The sequence below is a fragment of the Brevibacterium sp. K72 genome (genome assembly GCF_050562175.1).
Taxonomy (GTDB): Bacteria; Actinomycetota; Actinomycetes; order Actinomycetales; family Brevibacteriaceae; genus Brevibacterium; species Brevibacterium casei.
Genome location: NZ_CP191582.1, coordinates 2,469,825 through 2,485,677, shown reverse-complemented (window position 1 = coordinate 2,485,677; position 15,853 = coordinate 2,469,825). Strand labels below are relative to the sequence as shown.

Sequence of the window (15,853 nt, the reverse complement as noted above, 5' to 3'; positions counted from 1 at the left end):
TGCCGGAGGAACCCTCACTCTCCGAGGAGTATCACGCTGGCGAACGGCCGTTCTTCACCACCGGTAGCGGTTCTGCCGCTGCCAGTCCGCACACGGCTGCGTCGATCCGCGACGAACCATCTGACAGCAGAGATAGAACGTCTCCTTTGGGGGAGCACTGCCGTCGGCGAGGACGCCGGTATCGATGAGCATCTCCGTGTCGATCGGCGTGCCGATCGCCGCTCCGAGGAAGGACCGCGCCACCCAGGGCCGCGGTGCGAACTCGTAGGCGTTGAGGAACATCTCGCAGTCACAGCAGCACGCGCCCATGCTGCTTAGACGGGTGAGCAGAGCCGTGGCGCGCGGCGCTGTCTCATCTCGGAATCGCGTGGCGAATCGATGCGTACCGTCGCATCCGAACTCTCCCAACTGTCGGAAGACATAGCAGGCCAGACACTCTCCGGGTCGAGGCGCGAGGAGTCTGGCGGTTGCCGTGTCGATGATTGCTCTGACGTCTGTTTCAAGGGTGTCGTTGTCCATGCACTCACAGTGCCACTCGGCACTGACACGAGCGAGACGCAGATCACACCGATCTTCGAGCGACCTCCGATTCCATCCGCAGAAATGTGCGATCACCTCGGTGAATACAATGGACGGATGACCATCCTCGTCATCGGCGAAGCCCTCATCGACATCGTCACCACCCCGGATGCCGCCGACCGGTACGCCCCGGGAGGGGCGCCGGCGAACGTCGCCCTCGGCCTCGGCCGCCTCGGCGACGAGGTCGCCCTGCTCACCGACGTCGGGGACGACTTCCACGGCGGCTTCGTCCTCGCGCATCTGCGCGCCTCGAACGTCACGGTCCACGCCACTCCACGCGGGGCGACGTCGACGGCACGGGCCGTGCTCTCGGCCGACGGATCAGCCGAGTACGATTTCCATCTGCGCTGGGCGCCTGACCCCACGCCGATCACCGGCGGGGCCTGGGGCGCCGTCCACATCGGGTCGATCGCGGCCTTCCTCCAGCCGGGCGCCGCAAGGATCGACAGCCTCCTCGACGACCGCGGGGACGAGACGGCGCTGATCACCTTCGACCCGAACATCCGCCCCTCCATCATCGGCGACCGGGCAGCGGCCCTGCCCCGGTTCGAGGAGCTCGCCGCCAGAGTCGATGTCGTCAAGCTCAGCGACGTCGACGCCGAATGGCTCTACCCGGGCCGCACCCACGAGGAGAGGATCGCACGCATCCTCGAGCTCGGGGCGGGGCTCGTCGCCCTCACTCGCGGCGGGGACGAGGCGATCCTCGCGACCGCCTCGGCGACGGTGCACGTCCCCGCGCGGCGGGCCGACGTCGTCGACACGATCGGGGCCGGGGACACGTTCATGGTCTCCCTCCTCCACGATCTCTGCAGGGCGACGGGCGCGCCGGCTGAACTCGACCGCGAGGAGCTCACCCGCCTCGGCGAGAACGCGGTGGGCCTCGCGGCGATCACGGTCAGCCGTGCGGGCGCGGATCTGCCGTGGAAGCGAGAGGTCGAGGACCGGCGGGGCGGCGAGTCGGACTGAGCCTCCGCCTCACTCCCCCACCGCGGTCTCGTACGCACGCTGGAGGACTTCGGAGGCACGCGGCCGCGCCGGATCAGGGCGCGGCGTGCCGAGATGGACCTCGCGCAGCTCGTCGATGAGGTCGGCGACGAGGTCGGGCGAGTCTGCGAGGATGCGCGCGCGGATCGTCAGCTCGGGGCTCGTCTCCCGGTGGCTCATCCCCCACGAGCCGAGGGCTACCATGACGGGCGCGGTCTGGATCCCCGCCTCGGTGAGGGTGTAGGTGACGCGCTGCCCGCGGGGAGCGTCGCTGCGGGTGAGCAGTCCTTCGGCGACGAGGCGCCGGAGCCGGTCGGCGAGGATGTTCGAGGCGATGCCCTCCTCGTTCTGCGTGAGCAGCTCGCGGAAGTGCCGCCGATCGCCGAAGACGATGTCGCGGAGGACGATGAGGCTCCACGCGTCGCCGAGCACCTCGACGGCGGCATTGATCGCACACCCCGACCGCGGTTCCCTGGCCACTTCCCCTCCCTCAGGTGATTGCACTTTGCAAGTGCATCATCCTACGCTGGACCCGCCACCCCCGCCAACCGCTTGAGGAGCAATGATGGTCCGTACACGCGTGCACAATCTCTTCGTCTCACTCGACGGCTTTGCCGCCGGTGATTATGTGACCTTCGACGAGCCGATCGGCGGGGCCCGGGCGCTCTTCTCCCGCTTCGATGGGCGAGTCATCGACGGCGTCCAAGGCGCACCCGACGCGCCGGTGACCGTCGACCGGGCCCTGTTCAGCATGTGGGGTCAGGGCATCGGGGCCGAGATCATGGGCCGGAGGAAGTTCGGACCGCAGACGGGACCGTGGCCCGACGACGGATGGCGCGGCTGGTGGGGCGAGGAACCGCCCTTCCGCACGCCCTGCTTCATCCTCACCCACTACCCTCGGGAGCCGATGGAGTTCGCCAACGGCACCGTATTCCACTTCGTCGACGCCTCCCCCGCCGAGGCGCTCGAGATGGCGAAGACCGCCGCCGAGGGACTCGATGTCCGGCTCGGCGGCGGTCCGACCTCGGTCAAAGAATTCCTCGACGCCGACCTCATCGACTTCATCCACACCGTGACCGTGCCGGTCGTCCTCGGCACGGGTGTGCGGTTATGGGAGAACCCCGAGGTGCTGGACAACCGGTTCAGTCTCGAATCGGTGAGCACGGAGAGCGGGCTCACCCACCGGCTGTGGAATCGGATCAGCTGAGCGCCTCGGCGACGGGAACCGATCCGTCGTAGAAGTTCACCGTCTCGCGCACGGCGGCGTCCTCGGCGATGACGAAGGTGATGACGTCGGCGACGAGTTCGCGGGAGGTCACGCCCTGCCCTTCGGCCGGAGCCCGACCGTCGATGTCGCCGCGCTCATCGGCGCGAACGATCTCGCCCGCCGACGGGTCGAGCGTGAGCCGGCCGGGACCGAGGATCGTGTAGTCGAGGGAGCTGTCCCGCAGGTACGCGTCGGCGCCGTGCTTGGCCTCGACGTACGGGTAGAAGGAGTTCGACGGGTCGATGCGGTCGAGGTCGATGCCGACGGTGGCGTAGGAGACCATGACGAAGCGCTTGACTCCGGACTTCTCGGCGGCGTCGACGGCCCGTTTCGCCGCCTCATAGTCGACGGCCTTCGTCCGTTCGGGGCTTCCTCCCCCGGCGCCCGCGGAGAAGACGATGGCCTTGGCCCCGGCGAACACCTCGGCGAGGGCATCGACGTCGGCGGTCTCGATGTCGAGGACGACCGGATGGGCGTCGGCGGCTTCGACGTCGGCGGCCTGGTCGGGGTTGCGGATGACGGAGTCGACGGCGAAGCCCGCGGCGGTGAGCTTCGGGGCTGCGAGCAGGGCGACCTTGCCGTGTCCGCCGAGGATGACGACGCGATCTGGATCCGACATGTGCTTCTCCTTCGTTGACGATCGGTGATGCCCACAACAGCCGCAAGCGGCGTTGATTTATTCCCTCGCCGAGGCGGCAGGACCGGTCCGTGGCTCGCGCGGTCCGATGGTCCGTCGGCTGCGTACGCCCGGTTCGGGGCGATTCGACCCTGACAACCGCGTGTCGGCAGAGCACAATGGGACCATGACCATCAACGAGCTGTTCGCCGATTTCGCCCAGCGTCCCATCGATGCGGCCAAGGGCCTCCCGACCCTCACGCCCGAAGAGCTCAACGCCCATCCGGGCTCCCACCCCAACTCGGTCGCCTGGCTGCTCTGGCACATCGGCCGCGAGGTCGACGCTCAGCTCTCCGACCTCACGGGGAACCCGCAGGTCTGGGAGCACTACCGCGACCGATTCGACCTCGGAAAGATCGGTGACACGGTCGGCTACGGGCACACTCCGGGGCAGGCGGCGGAGATCGTCGTCAACGATCAGGGTCTGCTCGTCGACTACCTCAGTGCCGCCCTGCGTGCACTCATCGACTATGCCAACGGACTCTCGGCGGACGACTTCGACGTCGTCATCGACGACAGCTGGAATCCGCCGGTGACGCGCGGGGTGCGGCTCGTCTCGATCGTCGACGACGCGGCTCAGCACATCGGTCAGGCGGCGTACGCCGCCGGCCAGCTCCACTGACGACGGTCGGCTGCCGGCTCAGCCCATGGCGGCTCAGCCCATGCCGAAGAGGGTGGGAATCGCGATCGGTCCGGCTCCGAAGACGGCGATGACCGAAGCCATGGTGAGCAGGAAGAGGTCGTACTCCCACCCGTTGTCGGCGGCCCAGTACCTGCTGTGCCACCGGAAGTTCTGCATCGTGATGGTGATGAGCATGAGGACGACGACGCCGATGCCCGCCCACTGCGCGAGCACACCGGTGGCGAAGGAGAGCGCTGCGGCGAATTCGGCCATCGGCACGAACCAGGCGAGCGGGAGCGGGAGTCCGTCGTTCTTCGCAAACGCTCTGACGTCCTTGAGCTTGAGCAGGGACTCGTGGAAGAAGGTGAAGGCGAGCACTGCGCGGACGAGGAGGAGAACGACACCGACGACCAGTGCCGGGACTTCGATCATGGGAAGGTGCCTTTCTGCTCTGGACTCTTCCTGGGCTGACCCGACCGAGTGTACTCGTGCCCTCGGGCGCCGAACGGGCGTCCTCAGAGCTCGGCGGTCTCGCCCATCACCGTCGTCCGATCCGGGGGCAGGTGGAGGACCTGGGTGCGGTTGGCCGAGGCCTTCTCGAGGGCGCGGAAGAGACTCTTCTGCCAGCGCGGCATCCCCGATTCGCCGCCGGGTTCGATGCGGAAGACGGAGATGACGTACATCGCCGCCTTGGGATCGAAGTCGAGTTCCGGTGTCCTGCCGACCGCCTGCCGCAGGGCGCTCGGGACGTCCTGGGAGTCGTTGAATCCGATGCTGTAGAGGATGTGGACGATCCCGTCGTCGGGACGGCCGAGGTCCGAGACGAGGACGCGCTGATCGTGGGGGACGTGCGGGACGCCGAGGTTCCTGATCGTGACGATGACGACGTGTTCGTGGAGGACGTGGTTGCAGTCGACGTTGGAGCGCAGCGCCAGCGGGGCGGTGCCGGGGTTGCCGTGCGGGTAGACGGCCACCCCGGGCACGCGGAGGACCGGCGCGCGGCCGATCTCGTCGACGAAGTCCTCGATGGGTCCCTCCATCTCGGCTCGCCGGCCGAACATCAGCGCCGAGCCCTTCTTCCACGTGAGCATGATCGTGACGAGGACGGCGGCGATGGCGAGCGGCAGCCACCCGCCGGCGGCGATCTTGACGACGTTGGCGGAGAAGAGCGCGAATTCGACGCCGCCGATGGTCAGGCCGGTGAGGATGACCCACGGCAGTCTCCACTTCCAGACCTCGAGGGCGAGGAGGAGGAAAAGGGAGAGCTCGAGGAGGAGGGTCGCCGTGACGGCGAGGCCGTACGCGGAGGCGAGCGCCTGGGAGGACCGGAAGGCGAGGACGAGCGCGAGCACACCGACGAAGAGGATCGCGTTGATCGCGGGGACGTAGATCTGGCCGCTCTCCTGCTTGGAGGTCTGGATGACCTTGAGCCGGGGCAGCAGGGAGAGCCGCGTCGCCTGGCGGGAGACGGAGAACGCTCCGGAGATCACGGCCTGGGAGGCGATGATCGTCGCACACGTGGCGAGGACGACGAGCGGCATCTGCGCCCAACCGGGGGCGAGTCGGTAGAACGGGTTCTCGATCGTCGTGGGATCGACGAGGATCATCGCGCCCTGCCCGAAGTAGTTGAGGCAGAGGGCGGGGAAGATGATGCTCAGCCAGGCGATGACGATGGGGCGACGGCCGAAGTGGCCCATGTCGGCGTAGAGCGCCTCGACGCCGGTGACGGCGAGGACGACGGCTCCGGCGGCGATGAAGGCGATGAACGGTCGGTCGACGGCGTATGTCGGGGAGAGGGCTCGGAGGATCGTCGGGTTGGCGATGATCTGCGGTGTCCCGAGGAGGGCGAGGACGACGAACCAGACGAGCATGATCGGCCCGAACGCCCGGCCGATGGACCCGGTCCCCCAGCGCTGCACGGCGAAGAGGCTGGCGAGGATGACGACGGAGATCGGCACCACCCACGGCCCGAGGTCGCTGTTGACGACGTGGAGTCCCTCGACCGCGCTGAGCACGGACACGGCCGGCGTGATGACCGAGTCGCCGTAGAAGAGGGCGGCGCCGATGATCGCGAGGACCATCGCGACCTTCACCCGCGACGACGTCGACCCGAGCTTGCGTTTGATGAGGGCGGCGAGTGAGAGAATCCCGCCCTCGCCGTTGTTGTCGGCGCGGAGGATGAAGCCGAGGTAGGCGACGGTGACGATGAGGGTGAGGCACCAGAAGACCATGGAGACGACGCCGAGGACGTCCTGCTCGGTCGGGGCCACCTCGTTGTGGTGGATGCTGAAGACCGTCTGCAAGGCATAGAGCGGTGAGGTGCCGATGTCGCCGAAGACGATGCCGAGCGCGCCGAGCATGAGCAAGGGCAGAGGCGTCGTATGGCGCGGGTGATCACGCGGCTCCTCCATATCGGGCAGAGCCTGCGCTCGAGGACTCGCGGGGTCCCCTCCGGAATCGCCTCCCACGAGGAGAGATCCTTGCACTCTCCCCCGCGGTTTTCAATGGTTGGTCACGTTCGGACCCGCACTGCAACCCGACTGTGCTGTCTTCGTCATAGTGCGCGGGCTTCGATGACGAAGAGCCCCTGTGTTCCGTCGAAGGGTGTGCGCTGCCAGTCGCCGTGGACAGCGTCGACGGCAAAGCCCGCGCGGTCAAGCTGATCAGTGATCGCCGACTGCGTTCGGAACACGAAAGTCTCGTGTTCGACGATGAGTTCGTTCATCTCGACGAAGCGATTGAAGAAGCTAGCCTCGATGATCCCGCTGCCGCGATCGACGACTTCCGACCATTCCTCCAGAACGCCGTGGGCGGTCGACCTGCGGGAGGGTTCGGATTGATGCCAGTCGAGCCATGCTTGTGCTGCCGGGTTTCGGGATTCGAAGGCGAGCACGGCACCTGGCCGCATCGCCCGGTGAAGGTCACTCAGCGTGCGCTCCCAGTCAGGGTCGGGGATGTGCTGCGCGACGTTGCCGGTCATGACGACGAGGTCGACGTCGTGCATATCGATCGCCGACGAGTCCCCGACGATCCAGGTGACAGAGCGAACAGGGTCGCTCCGGCGAGCGGCATCGATCATCGTCTGTGAGGGGTCGATGCCGACGACCTGGCGGTCCTTCCGCGCCAGGGTACGGGTGAGCAGTCCCGTTCCGCAGCCGAGATCGATGATAGACAGCGCGCCGAGCCGGTCGGCGAGTCCGCGATAGTACCTATGGTCGCGGCCTGCAGGGTTGTCGTCGTCGTAGAGTTCGACGATCCATGGGTGATAGTCTCCGCTCATCCCAGCACCGCCGTCCTCGCTCATCCCTTCCACTCCCGCCTGAGCAGACCGAACACCCACGAGTCGGAGACGACGCCGTCGACGATGCAGTCCTCGCGCAGGGTTCCCTCCCTCCGGAAGCCGAGCTTCTCGAGCACCCGCGCCGAGGCGGCATTGCGGGTGTCGGCTTCCGCCTGCACTCGATTGAGGTCGAAGGCTTCGAAGGCCCAGCTCAGCACCGCTCTGGCTGCTTCGGTCGCGTATCCGTGCCCCCAGGACTCCTCGGTGAAGCAGTAGCCGAGCGATCCGCTGCGGAAGTCAGGGTTGAAGCTGTCGAAGGTGCACCAGCCGATGAACGATGAGTCCTCGGCACGCTCGACGGCCACACGTGCACCGGTGCCCTCATCGGCCATCGTCTGACAGCCGGCCAGGAACCGGTCGATCATCGTCCGGTCCCTCCACGGCGGCGAATCCCAGAATTCGAGGACCCGCGCATCGGACTGAAGCGCGAACAGGTCGTCGGAATCGTCACGAGTGAAGGGGCGCAGGCGCAGGCGTTCGGTCACCAACGTCGGTGTCAGCACAGGCATGACCTCATCGTGCCACACACCTCCAGGCGACCGCCCTTGTGCATTGCCGCCGCCTAGCATAGGTTGGGCGGCACCACCACGGCAAGCGAGCTTGCATGATCAGGCCGAGGGCCACCTCGGCGAGAAGTCCGGTGCATCGGCACCGGCGACGGAAGGAACGAGATGTCCGATTCGACGCAGACCACCACCTCCGACGACGACCGCCAGCCGAAACCGGACCCGGCGGAGAACAACGCCTACTTCCCCTCCCCGTACTCGCTGTCCCAGTACACGGCGGACCGCACGGACTTCGATGGGCTGAGCACTGATGAGAAGTACACGGGCGGGCGGTGGAAGGTCCTCGTCATCGCGACCGACGAACGCTACATGCTCATGCAGAACGAGACGTTCTTCTCCACCGGCAACCATCCCGTCGAGACCCTGCTGCCCCTCCACCACATCGCCGAGGCGGGCTACGGCATCGACATCGCCACCGTCAGCGGTGAGCCCGGGAAGTTCGAATGGTGGGCCTATCCCAAGGACGACGAAGCGGTGGGCTCAGCGTGGGAGGCGACGAAGGAGCAGTTCAAGGACCCGAAGAGGCTCGCCGAGGTCATCGAGCAGGGACTCGACGACTACGCCGCGATCTTCATCCCCGGCGGCCACGGGGCGATGAACGGGATCCCCGACAGCGCCGTCCTCGGTGAGGCGCTCGACTACTTCCTCGACAACGACCGGCTCATCATCACCCTCTGCCACGGACCGGCAGGACTCCTCGCCTCCGGAGTCGGGCGGGATGAGAACCCGTTCTCCGGGTACCGCATCGTCGCGTTCCCCGATTCGCTCGATCAGGGCGCGAACATCGACATCGGATACCTGCCGGGGAAGATGCCGTGGGCGCTCGGCGAAGCCCTGGAGAAGGCGGGCATCGTCGTCGAGAACACGGAGATGACGGGCGCGACGACCCGCGACCGGAACCTCCTCACCGGCGACAGCCCGCTCGCGGCCAACCAGTTGGGCAAGGATTCCGTGCAGGCGCTGCTCGAGAAGTTCGGGAGCTGAGGGCGCGGCGGTTCACTCTGTGATCGGCACCGGCCCGGATCGGCACAAGATGCTGGTCCGGGCCGTCAGAGGGTTCGGGCCGGGTTGCCGCGGTCAGGACGGGGTCGGCCCGGCATTCTCCGCGAGCTGCTCATTACCGTCGCTCTTCTTGTCCCCGAGCGGCGGGCGCCACACGAGGACGACAACGATGCCGACGAGGATGACCGCGCTGAGTGCGAACGGCACGGGCAGGAGCGGGTCGATGAGCACGAGGATGCCGCCCAGCGGCACCGCAATGTTGACGATCCGGTCCGCGTTGGGCCGGATCGCGAGCACCCAGATGCCGAGGATGAAGACGGCGATGGGGATCGTGTAGGCGAACGACGCATACGGCTGCTGGAGTTCGCTCTCACCGGTGATCACGGCGATCTCGACTTCGATGCCAGCGGAGAAGGCTCCCGCGGCTGCGAAGATGAAATAGTGCCCGTAGCCGTAGGCGAGTGAGCTCGCCAACCCACCGATGACATCGTGGTGCGGTGGCCAGAAGTAGATCCACCAGAGGGCCGCTGTGGCGACCAGGGTGAGCACGGCGATGGAGATGAGGGGTGCGAGGGTGTCGGCGTCGTGGATGGCTTCGATGATGGCGTTCGACGAGGCAAGGAGGCTCTCGCCGAGGAGGATGAGCGTGAAGAGGCCGTACCGTTCCGTGATGTGGTGAGGGTTCCACGGCGTGTTCCCGGTGCGTTCGGCGATGATGGGGACGGCCACCTCGGCGAGGATGAGCACGGGCAGAGCAAAGGAGAAACCTCCTTCCGGCAGCAGCAGGGTCGAGAGCCACAGGAGCTGAACGATGCTCACTCCCACGGCGTAGATCCAGCAGGCCGAACGCGACGAATGCGCCGTGCCCGCCGCACGGACCCACTGCGCGACGAGGGCCAGGCGCATGACGACGTAGCCGATGATGACCAGCGTGAAGTCGCGCTCTTCGAACACCGGCCGGATACCTGAGGCGATGACGAGCACGCCGCCCATCTGCACGACCGTGAGCAGACGGTAGAGCCAGTCGTCGGTATCGAAGGACGTCGCGAACCACGTGAAGTTCATCCATGCCCACCAGATGCCGAAGAAGATGATGAGGTAGCTGGTGATGCCGTCGCCGATGTGCCCCTCGGTGAGCTGTTCGGCCAACTGGACGGAGGCGATGGAGACGGCGACGACGAAGACGAGGTCGAAGAACAGCTCGAGCGTCGAGGCGGAGCGGTGGGGTTCGTTGGGGTCGCGCGGACGCATCGGAATAAGGCGGGAGCGCGTCGGCGGAGGCGGGGTGGCGGTCATGGCGACGATCATAACCCCACGGGGTTAGTTTTGTTACAGTATCGCCGAATATCGATATATTGGGCGATCCCACCAGCGGTCGGGGTCGAGGCTGTAGGGTGAGGTCTCCGCAGTCTTCCCGCCCACGGTACGCTCGCTGTGGCAGGGAAGGTCGACTGCCGCCTCGGCGAGGGGCGCGCGGGAAGCATCCCTGCCAATTGGAGTTGCCCTTTGAACTCGTAATAGACTGGCGGTGCGCTCCGGGAACGGAGCGACCGATGCCGGTGTCGGTGAGCAGACACCTTGCTCTGGTCGCCGTTCCCGCCGGTCGGTCAGACGACGGAAGGATCCGAGCCATGTCGACCCAGTACGCATTCTCCAGCCCATCACGTTACGTCCAGGGCAAGAACGCCCTCGCCGAACTTCCCACCTACCTCGAACCGCTGGGCACGAAGCCGCTGCTCATCGCCGATGACACGGTGTGGGGACTCGTCGATGGGACGATCGAATCGAGCTTCGCCGAGGCGGGACTCGATGTCGTCCGCGAATCGTTCAGCGGATTCGCGACCCCGGAGACCATCGACGGCCTCGTCTCGACGATCGAGTCGGGCGGCCATGACGTCATCGTCGGACTCGGCGGAGGGTCGGCGATCGACTCGGCCAAAGCGGCCGGGCACAAGGCCGGCATCAAATGGGCATCGATTCCCACGGCCGCTTCCTCGGACGCACCGACGTCCGGCCTGTCGGTCGTCTACACCGCGGACGGCGAGTTCCTCGAGTACCGGTTCTTCCACAAGAATCCCGACCTCGTCCTCATCGACACCCAGCTCGTCGCCAACGCCCCGGTGAACTTCCTCGTCGCCGGCATCGGCGATGCGCTGGCCACGTGGGTCGAGGCGAGGGCGACGGCACGCGGAACCGGCGAGACGATGTCCGGCGGACGGCCGACCCAGGCCGGGACAGCGCTGGCCCACCTGAGCTGGGAGATCCTCCACGAGAACGCCTTTGCCGCCCTCGACGCGGTCGATGCGAAGACCGTGACGCCGGCGCTCGAAGCCGTCGTCGAAGCCAACACCCTGCTCTCGGGTCTCGGCTTCGAGGCCGGTGGGCTCGCTGCGGCGCATGCGATCCACGACGGGCTCACCGCGGTTCCGCAGACGCATGGCCTCGCGCACGGGCAGAAGGTCAACGTCGGCACCCTCGCGCAGCTGATCATGGAAGGCGCCGACAGCGACGAGATCGAGGACTTCATCGAGTTCACGACCCGTGTCGGTCTGCCCAACACCCTCACCGAGGTGGGGCTCTCCCCCGATGACGAGAAGGAGCTGCAGGCGGTGGCGAAGGCCGCGACGGTGCCCGAGGAGACGATCCACAACATGCCGTTCCCGGTGACCCCGGAGATGGTCGTCGATGCGTTGCGCGCGGTGGAAGCCGTGTCGCGCAGGGTCCGTGCCGAGCGCGGACTGCCCGAGCCGAAGAAGTACGAGGCGAAGGGGCACTGAGGGGCTGAGGCGGTTGGCCGGCTGGGTGGTTCGGCCGGTCGGCGGGGTCCGGTCGGTCAGGGCTGGTTGGTCGGGCCCGGGGTCGTAGCTGATGCGGCGTCGGGCCCTTGGCCTGCAGGGTTGGCGGCCCAGCCACCGGTCCTGCGAGACTGGGGCGCGTGGTACCCGGCACTGTCAACGAACTCTCCGCGCACGATCGGATGATCCTCGACTCCGAGCGCTCGCAGCCGTCGACGGCGGCACGCCTGAGACTGTGCCAGCACATCGACCTTCCTGTCGAGCGTTACCCTGCGGTGCTCGAGGGACTCGCCGACACGGACGCCGCGTACTGCTACGCCCCTGCCGTCGTCGATCGGATCCGGCGCCTCCGGGCGGAGCGGTTCGCGTTCGAGCGGCAGAAGTGCCGGTGGAGGTCGTTCCTGCCGTAGCCGGGGCCCGCCTGCAGCCGGATCGCCCGAGGGCCCGACCCGTCGGCCCCATCAGCGGATCAGTCGAACGTCGGCCGGAGATCGTCGGCGATCGAGTCGAAGTTGGCCGGTGTGACCTTCCATCGGTCACGGTTGGTGTCTTCGAACGTCACCTCAAACTTGCCCGATTCTCGGTCGAACTGCAGGAGCAGACCGACGGGCAACGCGTCCCCTGCCCGATACCTGCCGTCCGTGAACTCCTTGACTGCCGACCTGAGCTCAAACGGTGATGCGGTCACCCAGGTGTCGATGCCCTCCGCATCGTAGACGAATCCGAATGCGCTGTTGACCTTCTCGTTGTCGAAGCCGAGGACCATTGACAGCGACGTCCACTCCTCGGACGCCTGCTGCAGATTGTCGGTGACGGCACGGATGAGTGCGGTCGCGCTGTCGGACGTGAGCGGCTCCTTGCGGGTGGTGGATGCGGATCGAGTTCAGTCTTCCGCAGAAGCAATCTGGAAGGACGCGCACTATTGCTAGCCGTAGTGCTTACTTCTTTACACGCTTCAGACGGTGGAAATTCGCATGGCTGACTCTGACTCCCACCCAATCGTCATAGGTCGAGCGCCAGATATGCGGTCCGCATTTCGTCAGTGACATCGTCACCGAGAGTGCGAATCTGCGACAACGACGGCTGCTTCCCGTTGGTGTGCGCGCTGTACCGGGCAATGGCGTCAACGTTGGCGGCGGCGACCTCGCGACCGAGCATGAGGTCAAACGACCCCGCCGCGAATATCAGGAAGATGGCTGTATCGAAGTCGAAACTCCGGAATGGACTGAACTTTGCCGAGGCACCGGCCAATCGCGAGCCCATTGCCTTGACCTGGATACGCACGCCGGTAGGTGTCGTGACGTCGTGCGACTTGGTCGAGTTCGGCTCAAGCACACCGCCGCGAGCGCGAAGAACGATCTGTTCCGCTACGTCACCCAAAGGTTTGTTACTCGTGCGGACAAGGCCTCGCCGTTTGAGTTCGGCAACGATACCAGCCTCGAGCCTGAGAAGTGATCGCACCCCCATCCGGGTGAGGTCGATCTCCGGATCTTCTGACTGGCTGCTCATTCTCACACCCTATGGGACCTAAAATCGACCGCGTCCCGATACATACCAAACTCTCGTGATTGCTCACCATGCGCGACCGCGCAGGTCGAACGCACCCACCGGCCACGCGGCGACCTCGACCGGGAGGATCAGCAAGGGCTGCCCGGGCGGGTCTTCGCTCGGCCGGCCTTATCTATCGATCGAACGCTCGGCAGCAGAAATCCGGGTCCAGCCGCACGAGTTGTAGAACGAGACCACTTCTTCGCGACAGCCGAGATAACCGAAAGCGATGCCGCGGGCCGTCTTCATCGACTGCGCAGCATTGGCCATGAGCCGACTCCCGACGCGCTCACGCCTCACAGCATCCGAGATCAGCACACCCCCGACACCAGCTATCTCGACCTCGCCGTCGCCGACACCTACCCTCCGTCTTGACAAGCCGACATGATCGACTATTTCGCAGTTGCTCTGCGCGATGACAGGAACAGAATGCGGCGCATACCCGTAAGGCATGTCGGGATCCCACTCGCCGAAGTCGTCCAGGTACTCGGCGTCGAAGAGTCGGCGCAGCCCTACGAAGTTCCTCGCAGTCAGCTCGGCGTGCGCGATGACATTGATCGCAATGTCCGGCACGCGTTACGCAACCTGCAACGGAGTGATCGCCGCGATCTGCTCCCCTGCCAGATCCTCCGCGCGGTCAAGTTCGTAATGGCTCTGCAGGTTGATCCAGAACTCTGCCGAGGTTCCGAAGTACTTCGCGAGACGCAGCGCAGTGTCCGCTGAGATTCCCCGATTTCCGTGGACGATCTCGTTGATCCGCCGCGGCGGTACACCGATGGCCACAGCAAGCTTATTCTGCGTGATGCCGAAGCCTTCGATGAAGTCCTTCATAAGAACCTCGCCCGGGTGGATCGGCTCAATCTTGTCAGTGGTAGTCAACGATCTCCACCTCCTCTGGTCCGGCGTCGGTCCACACGAAGCAGATCCGCCACTGGTCGTTGATTCTGATGCTGTGCTGACCGGCTCGGTCACCCTTGAGCGCTTCGAGCCGGTTGCCTGGCGGAACGCTGAGGTCCTCGAGTACCTCAGCTGAGCCCACCTGACGAAGCTTGCGCAATGCTACACGCTGGATCCGCGGGTCCAGGGAGGGCACGTGCTCACGACGCCACAGCCGCTCGGTCTCCTTGCTGCCGAACGATCTGATCACAGGATCAGTATATGACGCGACGCGTCATTAACGCTAGACGTTAAACCGGAACTCGACCACGTTCCCGCACGGAGAACCATCAGCGAGACATCGCCTGATCGCTGTTCGAGGAGCGCGATGAGCGTCTCCGCGATCTCGCCCGGAGTACGAGCAGATGTGTCGAGCTCCAAGACCTCATCAGACCACGCGACCTACTACACGCTATACCCGAACTCCACCAAACGTAACCTCAGCCTCGACCGGCTGGAGGAGTTGGCAAAGCAGATGAACGTGGATCCGATCAGGCTGATCGTCGACGACTCGAACCTGCTGCTCGAGGCACGTTGAACGACCTGGAGCGGGCGCGCGAACGCCGCCGACTCGCGGACTCGGACTTCGACACCCCGAATTGCCCAGAGTGCCTCACTCGCATGGAGCAGACGGCGTTTGAGAGCGGGGAGGCATGGTCCTGCCCGACTTGCGCAACGATCTCAGTTCGCTGATCAAGCCGACGGAGACTACGCCGTAGCTTGGACTGTCTCAACCAGCTCTGAGAGAGTTCCGTCCCATGACCAGAGCATGTCAAGCGCAATCCGCCAGGTGTATACGTCGTCGCCGAGGCCCTGCCAGAACGCCGCACTGACCTCTTCAGTGATCGGGCATGGCCGGTCATCCCAGTCTTCGCGTAGCTCAAGCATGTCACGTACCAAGGGATGATCGCCCAGAAGGGCACGTTCCTTGGCGAGTTCTTCCAGTTCCTCATTTAGAGTTTCGAATCCGCCTCTAACCTCTTGGAGTCTGTTCGCTTCGGCACCCGCTTCGCTGCCGAAGGCTTCACGAAAATCGAACCATGGCAATCCTCGTTCGTGTCGCTCTCTACCAGCGCGCAGCACCATTTGTTTGTGAGCCGTTGCCAGTCCCCGCACGCGCTCAGCCAGCTCGGGGCGATCGTTCGCGTAGGCAGGAACCGACAAACACCCAGTTGCCTGCAGCGCCTTCGCCAATATGGCGTCGCTGACGCTGTTCAATGCCTGAACCGCTTCGGTTCCCCACTGCAGATGGATGTTCGTCAAGATCGCAGCGCGCGCGGTTTTCCGCCGTTCGACCTTGAGAGCCGCTTCAAGCGTCGCAGACACGGTCGCGCCCGCGTACATGCCCGCAGCGGCGCCCGCCTCACCCTCTACAATCTTCGGCACAACCGCGGGCGAACCTTGGCGAGGCATCTCGTAAAGGCCCGCCATCTCCAGCAGGTACTCAAACGCGAGATGATCGCTGACCTCTCCGGGAGGCAGGTTCTCTCCGATCCGCGGCAGATATCCGTTTGCCATGGGTCCCGCTCATACTCGCC

21 protein-coding genes and 1 pseudogene are annotated in these 15,853 nt (G+C 65.7%); 7 read left to right on the top strand and 15 right to left on the bottom strand.

Annotated elements, in window-relative coordinates; translation table 11 throughout:
- Window positions 1-54 precede the first annotated feature (54 nt).
- Both ACQ1RG_RS11085 and ACQ1RG_RS11080 read right to left on the bottom strand, forming a co-directional pair.
- The gene (locus tag ACQ1RG_RS11085; protein WP_236586846.1) at window positions 55-282 is read right to left on the bottom strand and encodes a hypothetical protein; all 228 of its coding nucleotides are present in this window, start codon (window positions 280-282) and stop codon (window positions 55-57) included.
- 48 nt (window positions 283-330) lie between these two features.
- A pseudogene (locus ACQ1RG_RS11080) lies at window positions 331-519 on the bottom strand (DUF2695 domain-containing protein); the annotation flags it as partial.
- 117 nt (window positions 520-636) lie between these two features.
- Between ACQ1RG_RS11080 and ACQ1RG_RS11075 the strand changes: the two are divergent.
- Window positions 637-1,545, top strand: a complete 909-nt coding sequence (locus tag ACQ1RG_RS11075) for a carbohydrate kinase family protein (protein WP_201670741.1) — start codon at window positions 637-639, stop codon at window positions 1,543-1,545.
- A gap of 9 nt (window positions 1,546-1,554) precedes the next feature.
- On the opposite strand, the gene ACQ1RG_RS11070 is transcribed toward ACQ1RG_RS11075, so the two are convergent.
- On the bottom strand, window positions 1,555-2,043 hold the full coding sequence (locus tag ACQ1RG_RS11070) for a winged helix-turn-helix transcriptional regulator (protein ID WP_201670739.1): 489 nt from the start codon (window positions 2,041-2,043) through the stop codon (window positions 1,555-1,557).
- An 85-nt stretch (window positions 2,044-2,128) separates the two neighbouring features.
- Here ACQ1RG_RS11070 and ACQ1RG_RS11065 point away from each other — a divergent pair, with 85 nt between their 5' ends.
- Window positions 2,129-2,770, top strand: coding sequence for a dihydrofolate reductase family protein (locus ACQ1RG_RS11065; protein ID WP_119296574.1), 642 nt, complete (start codon window positions 2,129-2,131; stop codon window positions 2,768-2,770).
- Here the strand turns inward: ACQ1RG_RS11065 and ACQ1RG_RS11060 are convergent.
- A complete protein-coding gene (locus tag ACQ1RG_RS11060) occupies window positions 2,763-3,449 on the bottom strand; it encodes an SDR family oxidoreductase (protein WP_201670737.1) in 687 nt (228 codons plus the stop codon). The two genes, ACQ1RG_RS11065 and ACQ1RG_RS11060, sit on opposite strands and share 8 nt — an antisense overlap.
- Window positions 3,450-3,633: 184 nt before the next feature.
- Between ACQ1RG_RS11060 and ACQ1RG_RS11055 the strand changes: the two genes are divergently transcribed.
- Window positions 3,634-4,128, top strand: coding sequence for a mycothiol transferase (locus ACQ1RG_RS11055; RefSeq protein ID WP_095375746.1), 495 nt, complete (start codon window positions 3,634-3,636; stop codon window positions 4,126-4,128).
- 33 nt (window positions 4,129-4,161) lie between these two features.
- On the opposite strand, the gene ACQ1RG_RS11050 is transcribed toward ACQ1RG_RS11055, so the two are convergent.
- From ACQ1RG_RS11050 to ACQ1RG_RS11035, 4 genes are all read right to left on the bottom strand, one after another.
- Window positions 4,162-4,560: a DoxX family protein gene (locus ACQ1RG_RS11050; protein ID WP_063251000.1), complete on the bottom strand. Its 399-nt coding sequence runs from the start codon at window positions 4,558-4,560 to the stop codon at window positions 4,162-4,164.
- An 83-nt stretch (window positions 4,561-4,643) separates the two neighbouring features.
- Window positions 4,644-6,539 (bottom strand): potassium transporter Kup, encoded by a 1,896-nt coding sequence (locus tag ACQ1RG_RS11045; RefSeq protein WP_342474332.1) that lies wholly within the window; start codon window positions 6,537-6,539, stop codon window positions 4,644-4,646.
- Window positions 6,540-6,682: 143 nt separating this feature from the next.
- A complete protein-coding gene (locus tag ACQ1RG_RS11040; RefSeq protein ID WP_342474331.1) occupies window positions 6,683-7,408 on the bottom strand; it encodes a class I SAM-dependent methyltransferase in 726 nt (241 codons plus the stop codon).
- Window positions 7,409-7,428: 20 nt separating this feature from the next.
- The gene (locus tag ACQ1RG_RS11035; RefSeq protein WP_201670735.1) at window positions 7,429-7,977 is read right to left on the bottom strand and encodes a GNAT family N-acetyltransferase; all 549 of its coding nucleotides are present in this window, start codon (window positions 7,975-7,977) and stop codon (window positions 7,429-7,431) included.
- Window positions 7,978-8,139: 162 nt separating this feature from the next.
- On the opposite strand from ACQ1RG_RS11035, the gene hchA reads away from it, so the two are divergent.
- A complete protein-coding gene (hchA, locus tag ACQ1RG_RS11030; protein WP_342474330.1) occupies window positions 8,140-9,018 on the top strand; it encodes a glyoxalase III HchA in 879 nt (292 codons plus the stop codon).
- A 93-nt stretch (window positions 9,019-9,111) separates the two neighbouring features.
- On the opposite strand, the gene ACQ1RG_RS11025 is transcribed toward hchA, so the two are convergent.
- Window positions 9,112-10,332, bottom strand: coding sequence for a low temperature requirement protein A (locus ACQ1RG_RS11025; RefSeq protein WP_223289849.1), 1,221 nt, complete (start codon window positions 10,330-10,332; stop codon window positions 9,112-9,114).
- A 335-nt stretch (window positions 10,333-10,667) separates the two neighbouring features.
- Between ACQ1RG_RS11025 and ACQ1RG_RS11020 the strand changes: the two genes are divergently transcribed.
- Window positions 10,668-11,813 carry a glycerol dehydrogenase gene (locus ACQ1RG_RS11020; RefSeq protein WP_009374936.1) on the top strand — a complete coding sequence of 382 codons (1,146 nt, stop codon included), beginning with the start codon at window positions 10,668-10,670 and terminating at the stop codon, window positions 11,811-11,813.
- A gap of 158 nt (window positions 11,814-11,971) precedes the next feature.
- A complete protein-coding gene (locus tag ACQ1RG_RS11015; protein ID WP_040340935.1) occupies window positions 11,972-12,241 on the top strand; it encodes a DUF3263 domain-containing protein in 270 nt (89 codons plus the stop codon).
- Between the two features lie 59 nt (window positions 12,242-12,300).
- Here ACQ1RG_RS11015 and ACQ1RG_RS11010 read toward each other — a convergent pair whose 3' ends face one another.
- The 5 genes from ACQ1RG_RS11010 to ACQ1RG_RS10990 form a co-directional block, all read right to left on the bottom strand.
- On the bottom strand, window positions 12,301-12,597 hold the full coding sequence (locus ACQ1RG_RS11010; protein ID WP_009374933.1) for a hypothetical protein: 297 nt from the start codon (window positions 12,595-12,597) through the stop codon (window positions 12,301-12,303).
- Between the two features lie 236 nt (window positions 12,598-12,833).
- The gene (locus ACQ1RG_RS11005) at window positions 12,834-13,340 is read right to left on the bottom strand and encodes a DUF6998 domain-containing protein (protein WP_009374931.1); all 507 of its coding nucleotides are present in this window, start codon (window positions 13,338-13,340) and stop codon (window positions 12,834-12,836) included.
- A gap of 168 nt (window positions 13,341-13,508) precedes the next feature.
- Window positions 13,509-13,952 (bottom strand): GNAT family N-acetyltransferase, encoded by a 444-nt coding sequence (locus ACQ1RG_RS11000; RefSeq protein ID WP_009374929.1) that lies wholly within the window; start codon window positions 13,950-13,952, stop codon window positions 13,509-13,511.
- Window positions 13,953-13,955: 3 nt separating this feature from the next.
- Window positions 13,956-14,258: a HigA family addiction module antitoxin gene (locus tag ACQ1RG_RS10995; protein WP_009374927.1), complete on the bottom strand. Its 303-nt coding sequence runs from the start codon at window positions 14,256-14,258 to the stop codon at window positions 13,956-13,958.
- Window positions 14,245-14,526, bottom strand: a complete 282-nt coding sequence (locus ACQ1RG_RS10990; protein WP_009374925.1) for a type II toxin-antitoxin system RelE/ParE family toxin — start codon at window positions 14,524-14,526, stop codon at window positions 14,245-14,247. Before ACQ1RG_RS10990 ends, ACQ1RG_RS10995 begins: the two co-directional genes overlap by 14 nt.
- Before the next feature lie 117 nt (window positions 14,527-14,643).
- Between ACQ1RG_RS10990 and ACQ1RG_RS10985 the strand changes: the two genes are divergently transcribed.
- On the top strand, window positions 14,644-14,853 hold the full coding sequence (locus ACQ1RG_RS10985; RefSeq protein ID WP_040340933.1) for a hypothetical protein: 210 nt from the start codon (window positions 14,644-14,646) through the stop codon (window positions 14,851-14,853).
- A gap of 170 nt (window positions 14,854-15,023) precedes the next feature.
- Here ACQ1RG_RS10985 and ACQ1RG_RS10980 read toward each other — a convergent pair whose 3' ends face one another.
- Entirely contained in the window at window positions 15,024-15,833 is an 810-nt protein-coding gene (locus ACQ1RG_RS10980; RefSeq protein ID WP_009374923.1) for a hypothetical protein, read from the bottom strand.
- Between the last annotated feature and the right edge of the window lie 20 nt (window positions 15,834-15,853).